The sequence below is a fragment of the Chryseotalea sanaruensis genome, from assembly GCF_003990915.1.
In the GTDB taxonomy this organism is placed as follows: Bacteria; Bacteroidota; Bacteroidia; order Cytophagales; family Cyclobacteriaceae; genus Chryseotalea; species Chryseotalea sanaruensis.
In genome coordinates this window covers 460,133-477,135 of record NZ_BHXQ01000005.1, presented here as the reverse complement: position 1 = coordinate 477,135, position 17,003 = coordinate 460,133, and the positions used below count along the sequence as shown (strand labels likewise).

15 protein-coding genes are annotated in these 17,003 nt (G+C 36.9%); all 15 read right to left on the bottom strand.

The features are described 5' to 3' along the window. Nucleotides 1–966, bottom strand: coding sequence for a hypothetical protein (locus SanaruYs_RS15250; protein ID WP_127123447.1), 966 nt, complete (start codon nucleotides 964–966; stop codon nucleotides 1–3). After that, entirely contained in the window at nucleotides 950–2,146 is a 1,197-nt protein-coding gene (locus SanaruYs_RS15245) for a toll/interleukin-1 receptor domain-containing protein (RefSeq protein ID WP_127123446.1), read from the bottom strand. The genes SanaruYs_RS15250 and SanaruYs_RS15245 overlap by 17 nt, the downstream gene beginning before the upstream one ends. Next, a complete protein-coding gene (locus SanaruYs_RS15240) occupies nucleotides 2,143–2,721 on the bottom strand; it encodes a toll/interleukin-1 receptor domain-containing protein (RefSeq protein WP_127123445.1) in 579 nt (192 codons plus the stop codon). The genes SanaruYs_RS15245 and SanaruYs_RS15240 overlap by 4 nt, the downstream gene beginning before the upstream one ends. 5 nt (nucleotides 2,722–2,726) lie before the next feature. Next, nucleotides 2,727–3,632 carry a nucleoside triphosphate pyrophosphohydrolase family protein gene (locus SanaruYs_RS15235; protein ID WP_218022446.1) on the bottom strand — a complete coding sequence of 302 codons (906 nt, stop codon included), beginning with the start codon at nucleotides 3,630–3,632 and terminating at the stop codon, nucleotides 2,727–2,729. After that, a complete protein-coding gene (locus tag SanaruYs_RS15230; protein ID WP_127123443.1) occupies nucleotides 3,623–4,165 on the bottom strand; it encodes a TIR domain-containing protein in 543 nt (180 codons plus the stop codon). The genes SanaruYs_RS15235 and SanaruYs_RS15230 overlap by 10 nt, the downstream gene beginning before the upstream one ends. Nucleotides 4,166–4,974: 809 nt before the next feature. Next, on the bottom strand, nucleotides 4,975–5,436 hold the full coding sequence (locus SanaruYs_RS15225; protein WP_127123442.1) for a GNAT family N-acetyltransferase: 462 nt from the start codon (nucleotides 5,434–5,436) through the stop codon (nucleotides 4,975–4,977). A 166-nt stretch (nucleotides 5,437–5,602) separates the two neighbouring features. Beyond that, nucleotides 5,603–6,229, bottom strand: coding sequence for a hypothetical protein (locus SanaruYs_RS15220; RefSeq protein WP_127123441.1), 627 nt, complete (start codon nucleotides 6,227–6,229; stop codon nucleotides 5,603–5,605). A 10-nt stretch (nucleotides 6,230–6,239) separates the two neighbouring features. Further along, a complete protein-coding gene (locus SanaruYs_RS15215) occupies nucleotides 6,240–6,818 on the bottom strand; it encodes a dihydrofolate reductase family protein (RefSeq protein WP_127123440.1) in 579 nt (192 codons plus the stop codon). Between the two features lie 455 nt (nucleotides 6,819–7,273). Next, a complete protein-coding gene (locus SanaruYs_RS15210) occupies nucleotides 7,274–9,682 on the bottom strand; it encodes an ABC transporter permease (protein ID WP_127123439.1) in 2,409 nt (802 codons plus the stop codon). Between the two features lie 223 nt (nucleotides 9,683–9,905). Continuing rightward, nucleotides 9,906–10,433, bottom strand: coding sequence for a DNA alkylation repair protein (locus SanaruYs_RS15205; RefSeq protein WP_246011920.1), 528 nt, complete (start codon nucleotides 10,431–10,433; stop codon nucleotides 9,906–9,908). Nucleotides 10,434–10,583: 150 nt separating this feature from the next. Further along, on the bottom strand, nucleotides 10,584–11,183 hold the full coding sequence (locus SanaruYs_RS15200; protein WP_127123437.1) for a hypothetical protein: 600 nt from the start codon (nucleotides 11,181–11,183) through the stop codon (nucleotides 10,584–10,586). 651 nt (nucleotides 11,184–11,834) lie between these two features. After that, nucleotides 11,835–12,509 (bottom strand): M24 family metallopeptidase, encoded by a 675-nt coding sequence (locus SanaruYs_RS15195; RefSeq protein WP_127123436.1) that lies wholly within the window; start codon nucleotides 12,507–12,509, stop codon nucleotides 11,835–11,837. A gap of 66 nt (nucleotides 12,510–12,575) precedes the next feature. Then, complete coding sequence (locus SanaruYs_RS15190) at nucleotides 12,576–13,151, bottom strand: Crp/Fnr family transcriptional regulator (RefSeq protein WP_160118686.1); 576 nt, start codon at nucleotides 13,149–13,151, stop codon at nucleotides 12,576–12,578. A gap of 106 nt (nucleotides 13,152–13,257) precedes the next feature. Beyond that, on the bottom strand, nucleotides 13,258–14,178 hold the full coding sequence (locus tag SanaruYs_RS15185; RefSeq protein ID WP_127123434.1) for a DUF6624 domain-containing protein: 921 nt from the start codon (nucleotides 14,176–14,178) through the stop codon (nucleotides 13,258–13,260). Nucleotides 14,179–14,444: 266 nt separating this feature from the next. Next, a complete protein-coding gene (locus SanaruYs_RS15180) occupies nucleotides 14,445–16,874 on the bottom strand; it encodes a TonB-dependent receptor plug domain-containing protein (RefSeq protein WP_127123433.1) in 2,430 nt (809 codons plus the stop codon). Nucleotides 16,875–17,003 lie beyond the last annotated feature (129 nt).

Here is a 17,003-nt window from a genome sequence, read left to right as displayed (position 1 = left end):
TTATTTTGTAAAGTGATTGGTTAATCCTTTCAGAATTAAGTGCACTATTTCGCTTATGTGGGGAGTAATTGTTAGTCTAAGGTTGTCGGCTTCGGAAAGTCCGTTTTGTTCTGCTATCACTTTCAATCCAATCGCCTGTAATGTTGTAAGATATTTTTTGTAGTCAATAGTATTGTTGGGATGTTTTTCATTGAAAAGCGTAAACAAATTCTGATAATCAGTATTGTCAAAATAATACTCGTCCGCAAAGCTGCCGGGCTGCTTGCCGCCCAGAGCATCAATTGCATCTTTAGTAATTCCCCCGAATGCTCCAATCAGATAGACAGGATGTTTTCGTTCAATAGCAATTAAAAGTTCTTCCAGTATACCTGGACACTTCCCTTTGAATCCTTTTGTCCTTCCGCCAATAAATATTCTTGCATCACAGTCGGTTTCCATGTCTTCTCTCATCTTTGTCAGACATCTTGTCCATACATAGAGATTATCTGCCGAATCAGGCTTTAGAAATTCTTTTGGGTTGGTTATCTGTAAATCTGCCGGTGGGGTGATTTTCTTAAATGACACATTCTGTCTCAGCTCCGCTTCTTTTTCCGAAGAAAGTGTTGTTGATAATGGATACGCTAAATAACTATAAAATCTCTCGTTTGGAGGAAGTTCTTTATCAGCTTTATAGTACGCCAACAAATCAAAAATCAACTCCGTAAAACCACCTTGTCGCATATCGCCACCATAAGCTAACTTCCCGCCTGCTGCTACAATATATCGTGCTATTTCGATCATAGCATCTTTCAAATGAGCAACACCATAACCCAATTCGTTAAGATTGTCGCTTTCGGAAATTGAAACACCTATAGTTTTACTTTTAAGGAAATACCTTCTTGAAAGGATTTCTTCCTTGTCAAGCACAACTGGATTTCCCTTACCTGTATCCGCTGATATATTTGATATGTTATATTTTTTGCTCATTCCTCTTTGCAATTGACGGAAGCATTAATGGTGTTATAAAAACAAAGTCATCATCTAATTGATTTAGAATATCCATTTCCTCTGTACCCAATGGTGGGTCAGGATAAATGACTAAAGCATATTTTTCTCCCTTAGTTATCTTCTGTTTTCTCAATTGAATGAAATTGAAAAGTTCCGGAACATTGCTAAGTATTCTGTCAGTTCTGATATTGTATAAATCTGTTAAAGAATCCAGATAATTTCTGGTGTATTTATTAAACAGTACCTGTTCCAAGGTTAGATCAATGATCTCTTGAAAATTTTCCTTAAACCGTATGGACGGATTATTTCCCAGATAAGGGAAAGCTCTTTTCTCTCCATTTTGGACTGCATTTACGATTACTATCGGACATCCTTCGGATTTAGCGGTAAGAACTTCAATTCTGCACCATTCCCTATCAGCATAACTATCCGATTGAAAAACGACCAACGCAGATTCGCTTGCCGCTTTTTTTATTTCCTCTCCAAAGTTTGAGCCATAGGCAATATCGTTAGCATCAAAGAAGGTTTTTAACTGCGTTTGAGAATTAATGTAATCCCTGAATTTAATTGCATCCAGCTTTGATTCATCGTGTTTGGAGTGACTGATGAATAGTTTAACAGGTGGTGAGACAGTCAATGAATCCGTTTCCTCACTTGCCTTTTTCATGTTCATGAGTAAACGGCATAATTCATGAAGGACATGGCTTTTGATTTGTGACTCAGTACTTCTGGAGGCACTTACATCGCAACCGTCTTTATTTTTATTAATTCGAATAAAATTAATGGATGAGAGCTTTGCGGAAACATTAAAAGCAGCTTTTGATAAAGCTACTGGATAGACTCTTCTTTTGTTTTTTTTCGTATTACATACATCATGTATTTGGTCAAGATAATTACCATAGTTCTTGTCATTCACAAAATCATCTGTAATCAACGGAATAACGGCTGTGTATTCCGATTCATTAAAATCAATCTCTATTGGCGAGGATTCCTCTCCCTTGTTTTTACTTCGGAAATAGACCGGAATGCTTAACGCGCGTACAAGAGGCTTATCTGGATTCCTACACAAAACAGAGTATAAGTAATCAGCCATTTGTTGACCCTCAAGGTAGTCAGGATGCCAGATGATATAAACTGCCAATGGTGTTTTGTAACTCATTCGTTGTCTAAATATTTACTCAATGGGTTCGAATAATATGAACTAAAGGTTTTGATTTTTTCACCTTTTTCTAAGAGACTTTCGTAAATGAGATGCTTTTTTCTAATTGAGTCTAAAAATCGGTTTAAAGACTCCGTTCCATTAAGCATTTCTTTTACTTTTAAATAACTTGGGAGTGACGTTTTGTCTATATCCTTATGACGCAAAAGTTTCAGGTTATCACCCATGCTGTCATAAGCATACCCTACTTCGAATGGAACCCAAAGAGATTTATATGTATCGGGTGAAATTATTACCAGCATATAGTCCGATTCATTCAATCCTTTTTGAATGGAAGTGGTTACACCTTTTGGATTATTCAATTGCTTACTGAATTTCAAATCATTGTCTTCTAAGTCGAAATAGACATCGAGCTGTTTTGATACAATGTACCCAGATACATCCTTTGCATACTCTTCGTCCTTTCTTTGATAGCTGATGAAGATACTTGGCACGTCATCAGTGGAGACAGACTCTAAAGTTCTCCACGCTTTATTTATTTTCTGGTCTTTAAGTGCCCTGTTAATACCTTCCATTCAATCTATTTTTTACCTAAATAAGTTAGTGTTCTGTTCTTCTTACTCACCATAATCCGACCCCCATCATTTTCACGTAGTTTATTGAAAATGTTGTATGAATTTAGAATAGCTTTTTCCCATTGTTTACCACTACATTCTTTGACCTCAGTCTTTATTACCAAATTCTTCACTTTTTTAATTATCCCTGAATCAACACTCTCGCTGTATTTCAATAAATCATGGTCTAGCGCATGATGATAAATAAATAATGAAATAAGTTCCTCTGTTATTTGAGACCTTGCGCCATCCTCATTTTCATCAATTGAGGGGTCACTCTTTCTTTTCTTTTTAAGAAGTTTACGTAAAACAGGAGACCACCCCAAAACAGCTAAATATCCGTAATGAAAAATATCATGAAATCTATATCCATCATCTTCGTATGTGTTATCTGTCAGAGGATCGCCAATTAACTGCCCATCTCTTTTATCAATAATTTTCAGTTTCTTTTTTCCACCCTCTTCATAGCTGACAAATTCTATTTCAAATTCATCAGGGAACCTTTCACCCTCGGGATAATTTTGATCGAAGTCCTTGTATAATGAAACATCATCAACAAGAAATCTATCGTGAATTTTTTCAAGATTCTTTTCTGCTATATCACTTAAGTCTAGGTTACTTTGTGTGGCTATAGTCGAGAGGTACCATAATACATCCCCCAGTTCCTCAGTTAATTTATTCTTATAAGCGATGTACGAATCACCGTCTTTAAGCTTTATCTTTAGTTGCGTAACAACGGAACCGATTTCACCAATGATTCCAAGGAAAGGAACCATCTCTGTATACTTATCATCAGAAGCACTCTTTTGAATGGTTTCTTTTGCCTTTTCCTGATAACTGCTAAACTCCATAGTCTTAATTTTTATTGCCACTGGTTGCCTGTTCTATTGTTAACGAATAAGGGATATGAATTATCAGGATTAACTTTAACCCTTCTTTCAAATGCTTCATGTATCCATCTTTGCACCTCAGAAGGATCATTGCTCCATTTGTAGAGCTTAGCAAACCCACACTTTGCATTATCGTAAAGACGCGGGGGTATTGTATTGGGGTTGTATTTATTGTCAGACGTTAAAGAATATGTTGGAAGAAATATTCCCAATAGTCCAGACCTTGAATTGTTTTGGGTATCCTTGATACTTGAGGAGATTTCCCAATCTATATGTTTTCGCTGCCAGGTTTGGCTGCCAATCAGGACTACTGTTACAGTTGAATCTTTCAAATATTCGTCTCTGATTTTTTGGCGTATTGTTTCCGTTTTCAAGTTTGGGTCGATGTCCCCAATTTCAACGTCCCATGGAATAATAATGTCGTGAATGTCTGCAAAGATTTTTTTAAACGCAGTCTTATACGACTCATCGTTCAAGTGATGGCAGCTTATAAATGTTTTATGCTTGTTGCTCATATGATAATCGTCAGGCTAGTCTAAAACTGTAGAGTTGTTATTCAAATTTATAGAATAAAAGGGGTTATCCATGCTCAGGCGGGTGAGGATTTGGCTCTTGCCATAGCTTTGGTGTCGCGGTGGGTTTGCGCGGCTATGGCATGTGCCAAATATGCGGGCAAGTCGCAGCACAATCTTCTTAAAAATGCGAAGGGTCGGCTGTATTATTTTTTCCTGTCTCACATTAAAATTTTTTTTCAAAGTCAAAGTTGTCGCGAGGCTGTTCACTTGTCCCCGTGGGAAATCTTTACTAGTTGAGTGTCGCCCGTTTAGATATCTAAATTGTCCGGGCGGTATTACTGCCAACCTTTGTATATATACAATTCTTATCTATACAGCCTGTCTATTTCATACGCATATATTCAACAACCTTGATTGTTTCTGCACACTAACCTCAGAGCCCGTTTAGTAATTGTATTAACTAATATAAGTAAATTCTTTTCAATTCTCCAACCACAAAAAACAAAAGGTGAGCTAATTGTCATTAACTAAAAACAGAGAGATAGTTCGGAAAGTAAAAAAGCCGCACCGTAAACCGGATGCAGCTTTTGGGAAAGTTTTATTGCATTTATCTACTTAATCCGTCTTTTAAAGCGGGATTAAAAATCCCTCATCATTAAAAGTTCGATATGCGCTGCGCTAACATGTCGAACAGCAGCAATTGTTGTTGAACCAAAATCAATTTTTAAAATCGCTGGAAACCTGTCGAACAGCAGTGATATGAGTCGACTGTCCAGATCGGTTAATGTAAAATGTGATGTAGAGCATTTTTACATAGTGTTATCCTTAGTTCTTATAAATTTTACCTTTCTAATACCAAATTCTGTATCCCACTGCTGCTGTTCATAGAATCCTAATTGCTTATATAATTCTGTTGCTGGTTTATTTTTAAGCCCCGTCTCGACTGTAAAAATTTCGGAATCAAAAGTTTTGAGAATGAACTGCATTAATCGTTTGCCCAAACCCTGTCTAAAATATTCAGGATGAACCACAAGGCTTTCAATGTCAGTCTTACCTTCTAAAGATTTCACTTCAACAATAGCTACCATTTTATCATCTCTAAATAATCCATAAAATTCAGTATCACTATTTAAGAAATCAACTAGTTCTCTATTTAAAGGAGGGAAATCGGAAACATTGAGCAATGCTGCTTCAATTCGGTATGAAGCTTGAAAAAGAGAGCGAATCTCATAAGCGGTTTCCTTGTTATTACTATTTAGCTTTGTAATCAATCTTTTTTCAATTTTCTTTTAATCAAATTACATGTCGAGAAGCGGAGATAGAATATTATGACCAACCTGCCGCAATTGTTTTAGGTCATGCGAATTAATTACGATGTCAATTCATATAAGTGCACTCCACCTCGTAATTTGATAAAAAAGATGCTACCAGGTGTAGTCACTTCCGTTTAAATTTTGAGTTTTTCCAGGCCATCAGCATATCACTTTTGTCTTCTTCATTATTAGAATTAATGTTTACTCCGAAGTCTAACCCATTTATTAACCTACTATAAATCGATTGATTCAAAATTACATCGCCTTTCGGCCCATAAACAGTAAATGAGTAATAACGGAAATCGAGTCCATCAACTTTTACAGTAGATGTTGCTGAGGAGTCCACTTTTATGCCTTGGTTAAGGAAAGCAGCATAGATTATTTTTTTCAGTTCAGCATTTGTTGCTTCCCATTCGCCTTCATACTCTACCTTAAAAGGTTGTGATGTCGACTGAAAGATATTAAACTGATTCTTTTGAAAACTTATTAAGTGCTTAAGATCAGTAACATCAATCTCACCGTCTATAACTTCGCCAATAGCTTCTAGTCCTTTTTTATTATACTCTTCTGATTTATCCCTTTCTACTACAGTCCAGCCTTTAGGAATTTCCATTACCCAACCAAGCTCTTTACTTGTATAGATGTTCTTATCTACTTTTCCTTCGTCAATTTGTTTATTTGGGTCAGGCTGGCTACATGATGCAATTGAGAGTAGTGTTCCAAAAAGTGTCAGTTGAAAAATCCTTTTCATATTGTTTATATTATCTCTCTACCGTATAATTCAATTCAGTAACCCCACAAGCAAATTGCCGGGTGCTTAATAAGTTTAGTTTTATTTTCTCTTTAATGTCCACAAATAATGGAATGCCTTGCCCAAGAATAATTGGGTTAACAAATAACCAGTATCCGTCAATTAAATTCTGCTGCATCAGTGCATGTGTTGCTGTCGGACTACCAAAAAGTAAGATATCTTCACCATTGCCAGTGTTGGAATATTTTATTTCATTTATTCTATCCGCAAGATTGTCGCTTATAATTCTTGTATTCGTTAATCCCGTGTCATTCATTGTTTTTGATAACACAACTTTCTCAACTTCTTTGTACCATTTTGAATGTTCAATATCGTGTTTCGTGGCTGCAGGCTTGTCTCCTGCTGTAGGCCAGTAACTCTCCATCATCTGATAGGTTACTCGTCCGTATAAGGCCATGTCGCCTTTACTAATCCGCTTTCCTACATGGCTAAAAATTTCTTCGTCAACTTTAATCCAGTTCATCTCTCCATTTGGCCCTGCAACAAAACCATCTAATGACATGTGCATAAATGAAATTATTTTTCGCATAAAATTTTATGATTTTTTATTGTAGTTAAATATGACGCTAAAAATTTAGGGTGAAATGGCGAAGTATGAAATGCAGGATTATTTTACTGTGTTATAAAACGAAGTTAGTAGTTTGTGGGGATTTGGCAAATTAACTGGTATTGATAACTCAAACTCCAGAGCTCATTATAAAACTATTATAACTAATGTAGCTAAAACCATTTCAATTGTACAGTCATTGATAATAAAAGGTGGGATACTCAAGTAGAACTAAAAAGTGGTATACGACCCGAAAAACAAAAAAAGCTGCACCGGAAACCGGATGCAGCTTTGATGAAGCTAAAATATATTTTACTTTGTTAGTTACTCAACATTTTTCTACGAAAGGGCAGTTTCTTGTTTTCATTAAGTCCGTGACAGTTAAGTAGAGGATTCTCCAGGTGAAGCTAGCACCCTGAAAACCAATCTAACTTAATTTATTCTGCCCTCAGCGAGTCTATCGGGTTGAAAATTGCTGCCCTCACCGATTGGTAACTTACCGTAATAAGTGCCAACAGCAACACTATAGCGCCTGCCAATATAAACACTCCTGCATTTAACGAAATGCGATACTCAAAAGCACTCAGCCATTCCCGCATAACATACCAGGCCAACGGACAAGCTAACACAAAGGCAATTGCCACCTGGCGTGTAAATGACAGTGAAACCATGAAAAATAAATTGAATGAACCAGCGCCCAGTATCTTTCTAATCCCGAGTTCCTTGGTTTTACGTTCTACATGGTAATTGGCTAAGCCTAACAGTCCGAGGCAAGCTACCAGAATGCTTAAGGCCCCGGCCATTTGAAAAATCTTGCCTGCCTTTTTCTCTGATACATAAAAGCTGTTTAATTGTTCAGAAAGAAAATGATATTCAATAGGTGTTGCCGGATCAAATTTTTCACAAACCTTAGCAGCTCCTTCAATAAGTGGTTGTGTATCACCCGATACTTTTAGCGTAAAGTAATCAATGGATTGAATCGGATTATTTCGATAGCCAATAATAATCGGAGCAATCTTCTGGTGTAACGACTGAAAATTAAAATCCTCCAGCACACCAATCACCTGAGTGAACCATTTGCCGTTTGGCGAATTGATTTGAAGCATCGCACCAATCGGATTTTTTAAGTTCAGGGCTTCTGCTGCTGAAGCATTAATCAACACATTCATCGAATCGGCCTCATTGCCTCCAAAAAATCTGCCGGCCTCAAGCCGAAGCTGATAGGTCTGGAGCATATCTTCATCAAATCCCATAAAATACGTTTGGAGGGAATCATTTTTAGCACTTTCGTCATTTGCATTTCTACTATAGATTTCTCTAATGTTTTTCCATTCGCCTGGTACACGCGAAGAAACGGCCACATGCTGTACACCTGCAAGTTTAGAGAACTCGTTCTTCATGGCTTGAAACTGGTTTCGCACAATACCGCTATTGATATCAATAATCATTAGTTGATCTTTATTGAAGCCAATATCTTTTGTTTTAATGAAATTGATCTGGTTGCCAATCACCAATGTAGATACGATCAAGGCAATAGTTATGGTAAACTGAAAAACCACTAAGGCTGTGCGCAGACTAAATCTGTTTTTAGTAAACACTGTCTCCCCTTTAAGGGTAGCCACTGGTTTTAGTTTTGATAGGTAGAAGGACGGGTAGCTCCCTGCGATTGTGCCGATAATCAGGGTGATTGTTAGAAGTGCAGGCAAGAATTCACCTAGTGTTGATAATGAAAGAACAAAGTTCTTTCCCGTTATCGAATTAAATAACGGAAGACACACATTCATCATTACCAGTGACAGTAGCATGGAAACAAATGTGATAACAAAAGCTTCCGTTAAAAACTGAAAGACAAGTTGTGTTTTAACGGCACCTGCTACCTTGCGAATACCGATTTCCTTGGCGCGCGAAGAAGCTTTAGACGTAGTGAGATTGATATAATTAATAGCGGCTATAACTAAGAGGAATATCGCCATGCTGGAAAAAATATACACATACGAAAGCTCACCATGCTCCCGCTCTAAACCTGATTGAATATGATTTGAGTGAAGATAGATGTCGGTAATAGGTTGAAAAGCAATAGCGCGCGATTCCATATCGGGGCCCCAATGTTTTTTCCTAAACGGCTCCATCTTTGACTCTACATCGATGATTGATTTTCCTTCTTTCAAAACGAGATAGGTGTAGGCTCCCAGGCTTCGCCAGTCACTCAGGTAAGCCTGCCATTCCTCATTGACAAGAATTTTAGAAAACAATAAGTCAAATTGAAGATGTGAATTTCTGGGATTGTCCTTAATAATTCCTGTTACTTTTACTTCTCCAATTTCTTGTAGATTAAAAGTTTTACCAAGTGCGTTTTCATCGCCAAAATATTTTTTAGCGGTAGACTCTGTGAGCACCACTGAAAACGATTGCTTGAGTGCTGTTGCTTTATCTCCTGTTATGAAATCAAAATCAAAAACGTTAAAAAAGTTAGCGTCTTCTGAGGTAAACCAGTTGCGCTCACTGTACTTGTCATTCCCAATTTCAACAACCACCTGACCGGAAAATTGATAGAGGCGCGTCATCTCTTCTACTTCAGGGAAAGAGTTGACTAGCTCAGGTCCCATCGGGGGCACTATACTGCCGTAGGTTCTTATATTATCCGGAATAGATTTATTCTGCCAAAGCACCCGATATGTTCTGTCTGATTTCTGATGAAAGGAATCATATGATAATTCGTTACTTACATAAATGTATAGCATGGTGCTAAATGAAATACCCAGCACCAGCCCAAAGACGTTAATAAATGTGAAGGTCTTATTTCGGCTCAACGATCGGATAGCGATTTTGAAGTAATTACGAATCATAAAAGAGATTGATTTCAATCATCCTTACGATTTTCATGCCATGGTAAATTCTCCGATTTTGAGTTAGAATGCGGGAATCTAAGAGTATAGTCTGTTCATAATCGACCAAGACCGTTCAGCAACGGTCGAGGTTATGACTCTCTTTTTGCCAGTTATTACGAATTGATATGTTGTTTTGTTGTTACTATAAGGTTGGTCAAGGTGTAGAAAAAAGGGCACGGATTTATCCATTCTTTGTCACAAATTTATATGTGAATTTAATCTTTGGGTTTTGCAAATCCCACGTTGCCATTTCATTTGCAATAAGTTCTGAATACTTCTTACTAATGTCTCGCAAAGCATTTCCCACCGACATACGCAAATACTCACTGTCGTCTGCTTTGTGTCTGCTTATTAATGCTATTGCTTTTGTTGGATTTTCCTTAAAGTAAGGTCGGTTGGTCCAAATGCGAAGTCCTTCAACAACCGCTCTTTTTACATTCGGGTTTTTGTCTGTCAACCATTTTTCAATTGTTACTAAAGAATTTTCGTATCCAAGTGTCATACAGTAATTATCAAATGCCTTTGCCAACATCTCTTGCACTCGCCAATTTTCGTCTTTGGAAACTTTTGTTTTAAGAATTTTTAAAGCGCTCGGATTGTTCGTTGCAAGTTTCCCAAGAATATAAGTCGCCAACATTCTCGCCTGATAGCTTTCGTCATTGAGTAAATTAGTTGCCCACTGTAAATGATTCTCTTTTTTGTTTAGCAATATTTTATCGCCCGCCTCAATAATATGCTTAAAGTCGTGCTTAATTTTTTTATACCATTAATCAGCTTTTCCATTGTTTGATGTTGTTCGACCTCTTGCCGCTAATAGTCTCTTATTCGTACATAGAAATTACTACAAGGATATTATCTGTTAATCTTTAAATGCAATCTGTCCGCAGGGAATTTTTATTGTCCCAATTTCGTAAAAAAGCGCTTGCCCTTTTAAAACAAGCTCTGCTCGTGCGGGCGCGAATGCCTGATGATAAAGTGCTCCGATATAAAAAAGACATGCCTCTTTAGGATTAATAGTTCTTTGCAATGTGGTCGGTTCACGCAAACCTAAATCCAAAAACGAATTTAAACCTGAGGCTCCGTAGCCATGCAATGTTTCATTTTCAAGTTTCATTGTATCCTGCGGCAGAAAAACCTTTATGTATGAGTCAGCGGAAGGAAGAGTTGCAAATGAATCTGCCGGGAAATTAATTGTCAGTTCTAATGGTTTAGCAGTTTCATTAATCACACGATACCAGTAGATCACAGAAAAAAAACTCTTTCCTGTGGGGTCTGTGTATTCTCCACCTTTTCGTACACTGTTTTGAATAATTACAACTATTCCGGTAGAATCAGTGTATCTATACTCAGTGTCAATGTACGTTGCCGGATAGAATGTTAGTGCCTTTTTTTGCAAAAAGGCCTGCCCCATTACAGTGAAACATATCGTTACTAATGCTGATGTAATTAATAGTCTCATAAGTCTGTTATCAATCCTTTATGAAGGGTTGATGCCAATAACCGCATTCACTCTTCTCTCCAAATAGTCCATTGCCCAGTTTGATTGTCAGCATGAAAAATGCCATTCTCGTCTTCTCGTAGTCCTGTTATCTCCCAGTCTCCCTTAAACTTATTATCGCTATCGTCAAAGTGTCCTTTATAATAAACTGTTGTAGGATTTTCGCTTTCTAGTGAGATCAGATCATTATTCTCGTCAATAAGATGTTCGAGGGTATAGTATTTAGTGAATTCAATTTCATCACCGTTTTGGTGTCCCTTAATGACAATCTCATCGTCAATTCCTCCAAAGTCGACTTCCTCATAAATTCTTCCAACGAATTCATTTATACCCCTTTTAATTGTTAATCGAAAGGGAACCTTTTGTTGCTTATTCTACTCTGAGTATCCGTTGTCAAAGGTATAGTAACCAATCCAGTCACCATTTATCTCAACTATGGCCATTGGTTTTTAATCAATCTAGGTAAAATCTTTTAATAGTACAGCAGGTGGAAGCAAAAAGTGAGCTATTCATAACCGCTGAAAAGTAACAATAATATGCGATTGTGTATAGAAATTGAGATTCATAAGCAAGTGTGCAAAGCGAGCAGTACAAGCGCTTTGGCTTTTTGACCTAGGTCAATAACTGCTCAAAAAAACCACCAATTTGCTTTTCCCTGTCCACAAAATGTATTTCCAAAATCCATTCTCTTTTGTTTCCATTTGCATCTGGCAAAAACATATCGTTAGGGTTTTCAGGATGAACATAAAGCCCATAATTTTTTGGCTCCAATCTCTCATGTGGAAAATGCCCGATTAAATGTCCACCAAGTTGACCTCCATACGTATAGCCATATTTTATAGCCAGTTCATTAATGTACTTCCAAAATTCGGCTCCCGTGAGTTGCGTTTGTTGGTCAAACCACTTTTTTGCTTCGTGCCAAGCCAGCTCTATATCCTTTTTTAATTTATGCTTGTGTGGGTCACTTCCAATAACATAAGTTCTCCCAAAATCAGCCTCCCAATCTTCCAGAATAGGCCCAAAATCTAAAAACAGAATATCATCTTCTTGTATAATAAGATTAGGTGGGTTTTCATCATAAGGTGCTAAGGTGTTTACACCACTTCTTACAATGCGCTTGTGCCAATATTTTTTAATACCATAAAGCACTTCTGCTAATTTAAATACTTCTTCATTCAAATCATTTTCAGTTTTTCCGGCCTTGATTAGTCCACGATCTTCAATGGCCGTAAATAGTTGACTTGCAATATTTTCAGCCTCAATTAACCTTAATTTTGTTGTACTCATCTTTCTGATTTTTAATGCAGCACAAAACTCAAATCTATTTCTAAATGAAAAGTTGTCATATGACAACTAATCATTTTTCATGATTTGCTTTCTTATCCTACTCAACGAAGTAGGCGTTACACCTATAAATGAGGCCAGGTATTTTTGTGGAATGGTGTCCATATATTCTGGCTTACTTAATAAATCGAAATAACGCTTCTCTGCAGAATCTGTTTGAAGTGCGGTAAATCTGTTAATTAGATTTAGAATTACATCTTCCCAAAATTTTCTCATCATCTCCTGCATTTTTGGTTGTAGCTGATACAGTCTGTTTAACTCTGCTTTTGAAAGATAGAGCACTTCGCTGTCTTCTATTGCCTGAATAAAATAGTTGGTCGGTTCTTCACTAATAAAACTATAGATTTCTATTGCTGACGATTGCTCAAAAGCAAACCAAACAGACACTTCAACATCATCTTTCAGGTAATACAAGCGCAAACAACCCTTCTGAACAAATACCAGGTCTTTACAGATGTCTCCCTGGCGTAATAAATAGCTGTTCTTCTTTAGTGTTTTACACTTAAACTTATTACAAATATTTTCGAGCTCAGCATCAGGAAGGATTACGTATTTAGTGATGAATTTTTTCAGGGCATTATTCATATTCATAAAGTGTATCTCTCTAAATGAAGTTCATATATGCATCCATAACTCTATGAATGTGTTACTGCACCTCCAACATAAGCTTCGACACCTAAATTCCTAACCCCTATCTTTCCTTTTGCTCAATTGTCCATTCAATCCCCCAGCGTTTTACATATTCATCAATTGGGCCAAGCCCAACTTCTTTTCTCCGTTGATTTACGTAGGCTGGTTCCCATATCTCGTAAACAACTTGTTTGCCCGTTTTCTCATCTCTAATGATTTGTGATCCAAAAGTTTGAGGTTTACCATTTCTCATCTGGATTCTATCCTCAAGCAGTGCTAAATGACTACCGCTCGATTCTCCCTTTTTAACAGACTCCCGTAGTAAAGGCAAATATTTCTCTTGTGTTTCAATAGGTGCATGCTGAATTACTAACCATAAGGTGATGTTTGCCTGCCCTCCAACTACACTTGTACCAACCCAACCCTTCTCTTCAATTATTTTTATTACTGCACTTTCATTTAAGCTGTCCTGCTCTGAAACTAATTTCCAGTAGTAACTCATCTCCTCAGATTCTCTTCCAAACTTTTTCTCAGCATCCTGATATAATTGGCGAAGCGTTTGGTCTCTTACATAAATAAGTTCTAATTGTTCCTTTAATGGCTTATCAAAGTCTTTTTCATATTCATCAAGATTTAGCTTTACCATCTCCAGTACTTTATCCCATCCCAGAACGGAGTGGAGGCTTGTCAGGTCTGGATCGCGCTTGATATGTTTCAAGTTTTTCCAGCCTTTAGCTGCCGACAAGTTCAGATACTTTATAGATTGAGTAGTGTCCCCTAATAAAGCCCACGCGCAAGCTGCATTGTAATATTGACTTGCATTACCTTCTTTTATATTAAAAGCTTTTGCATATTCATTTACAGATTCAGAGAACTTTTTTTCATTATACAGCTTCTCTCCATTTTGTACGAATTCTTCAAATGTTTGAGCATTAAGTGTAATTGCTGTTAAGTAAATTAGAACTGATAGTACTGATTTCATATCCTGTTTTAATGAATGATAATATTTAAACAAATTGCTTATAAGTTATTGAAATAGGCTTACCTAATGTTAAAAAAGCGAATTTACTCGTTTGAGTTAACTAGGCAAAAAAGGCATCCGATAAACTTTATACACATACTCAACTTTGCTTCTTTACATATTGACAAGTCTAGTATTATGTGTCTGATAATACTTTTACCGCACTTCTCTATTGTCACCCTTACTCTTTAGTGTGATTTTGTTTCCCATTTGATAATGGCATTCGGCTACTCACTACCTTTTATTAAATACTTCACACGCACACTTCCAGAACTACCAGATTTAGAATTACCCTGTAAAATTCCGGCAACAGTGGTCTCTAAATCATGATTATAAAATGAAACGGTGGCACAACCTGAAGAGTCAGTTTGAATAAGAGGATTCCAATATAGCGTTACCCGTCTATCTGGTTTTGTGTGATCAGGTCTCTTTACATCATATAGTGGTGCATAAAATTCTCGTTCAACACGAAAGCCGAAATCGTTAAAGGTTAGTATGCCCTCAGCAGGAAGATTAAAATCTCCACCTTTTTTAGTATAAAATCCAATAACGCCATTAGCACCTCTTGCTCCAAAAATGGCTGCATCAGGTCCCTTCCAAACATTGTAACTTTCAATGTCGCGTACCATGAGCATATTAAGGCTCTCTATTGAAACAGGCATATTATCAACCAGAATTAATGGTGTGATATCTGAGTTAATAGAACCAATACCTTGTATTAATACTTTCCAATCAGTTCCATTACCCATTACTTGCACACCGGGCACTCTTCCCTGTATTAATTGAAGTGGATGCAACTGATTTTCCATGGCGGGATCATCGACTACCTTAACACTTATTGACCCTTCTCCATATATGTGGCTAACATTGCTCTTAGAATTTACCTTACTTGTGCGTATTTCTACTTCGTCCAGTAGAATTGTTTTTCCATTAAAATTGTATGCATCATCTATATTTTTTCTGTCAACACTTTTTGCCACAAAATTCCTTTCAAACTCAGTTTGACTTCGTTGCAAATGAGGAATAAGAAAACGATTAGCAGGTAAATCAGAGATATTGTTGAGAAGAAATTTTACACGCTTATTACCACTTTTTGTTTCACCCTGAAGTGTTATCTGCGTGGAATCGAAGTACAGAATATTATCCATTTCAAAATCACCTGATGGGTTGGTTCTCACTTGTTTGGTGCCAGGTATAGGATAAAGAGTCAAATAAGACACCTTACCGTCAGCAACAGGTTTATTGTTATCGCTCTGCACCATTTTGCCCTTAATGGTTAATCCTTGTTCACTTTTATAGTTAGGTTTTTGCCAATTCGGTTCCAGCGCTTTTTTAAGTGCAAATCTCCGCCAACCTTGTGTAAGTAAAAGGTTGTCCAAGTCCACATCTCTATTATTATTCATTGGATTAAAGTAAGAACCAGGAGATTCTATTATCCCTTTCAATTCTGATGAAAGTAGTAAGTAAGTATTAATTGTTTCATGATTTTCATCTAGCGGAACTTGTGCACTATCTACCACAGCTAGAGAAAGGTCAGTAATGGCTGGTGTGCCATTGGCGTTTGTTGCTTGAATTTGAAATGTCACCTTCTCCCTTGGTTTGTAAGTTGATTTATCGGGAGTGATATTTAGTGATAGTCTGTCTTCATTCTCATTTAAAAATATCAATCTTTCAGCCAAAGGAATTCCATTACGATCTGTTATGGTGATTTGAGCAACGCCAGCTGGGAACTTAGACTTTGGTATTTTTGCGATAACAATATTTGTAGTGAGATTTGCCCTGGCCGTATAACAAACGATACCTCGCGTTTGAGCGAGTATATAAATAGTTTCAATTTTTGAAAAGTCAGTAGTTTGTATTCTTACAATAACTTCATTTAAACGGGGTGAATTATTTATTGATACTGTTAGTCCAGATTCTTTTATACCTGGCAGATTTACTTCTTGTGGGTGATTATCAACAATAGCCCGATAATTTTTATCCTTGCGAGGAGTAAATAAAAATGATCCTATGCCAAGTGAGTTACTTTTAAAATGGCTAACAATTTCACCAGACTCATCAACAATTTTACCTTTCACTTCTTTTCCATTTCCATCATTACCAATAGCTTTAAAGGCAATTTTGTTAAGAATGCCATCGACCATATCCCCTCCTTCAGGAAAAAACTGGATGTCCATGGGTATTGTTTGCGAAGCTGTAGCTACTACTAGATCATTATCATTCCAGATTTTTATTAAATGGTGAAAGAAATAATCTTCCTCCGTGTTTCTCATCCATTTTGTATATGCCCGTACCAAATAATTTCCTGATGCCAAAGAATCAGGTAGCTCAATATCTCCTGCGGCCGATCCATCAACAGCAAAAAGTTTGAGATGATGCAAACGCTCACCTTGTTCATTAATCAATTCCACATAGACTGTGCGACTAATTGTAGATGGCGTATGGTAAGCCCCTGCTACAAGGTAAGCTTTAAACCAAATTGTCTCTCCACTTAAGTAGTGATGCCTATCAAAATGCAGGTAAATCTTTTCTTGAGGAAGTTCGTCAAGATATTTCTTTAAACCAGCTACCAATCTATTCAGTGGGTCTTCTGATGAAGAGAAAGAGCATAAGCCAAGTACTGTGAAAATAAAAATGGGCAAACAAATTCTTCGCATATAACTCGCTAGATTGAATTAAATTTTCTCACAGTCATTAATGATCTACAATTACTCCAATTTGAAATCTGGAATTTTTAATCACGGGAGAGTGACTTAAATAATGGATCAATCAATATTATAAAAATC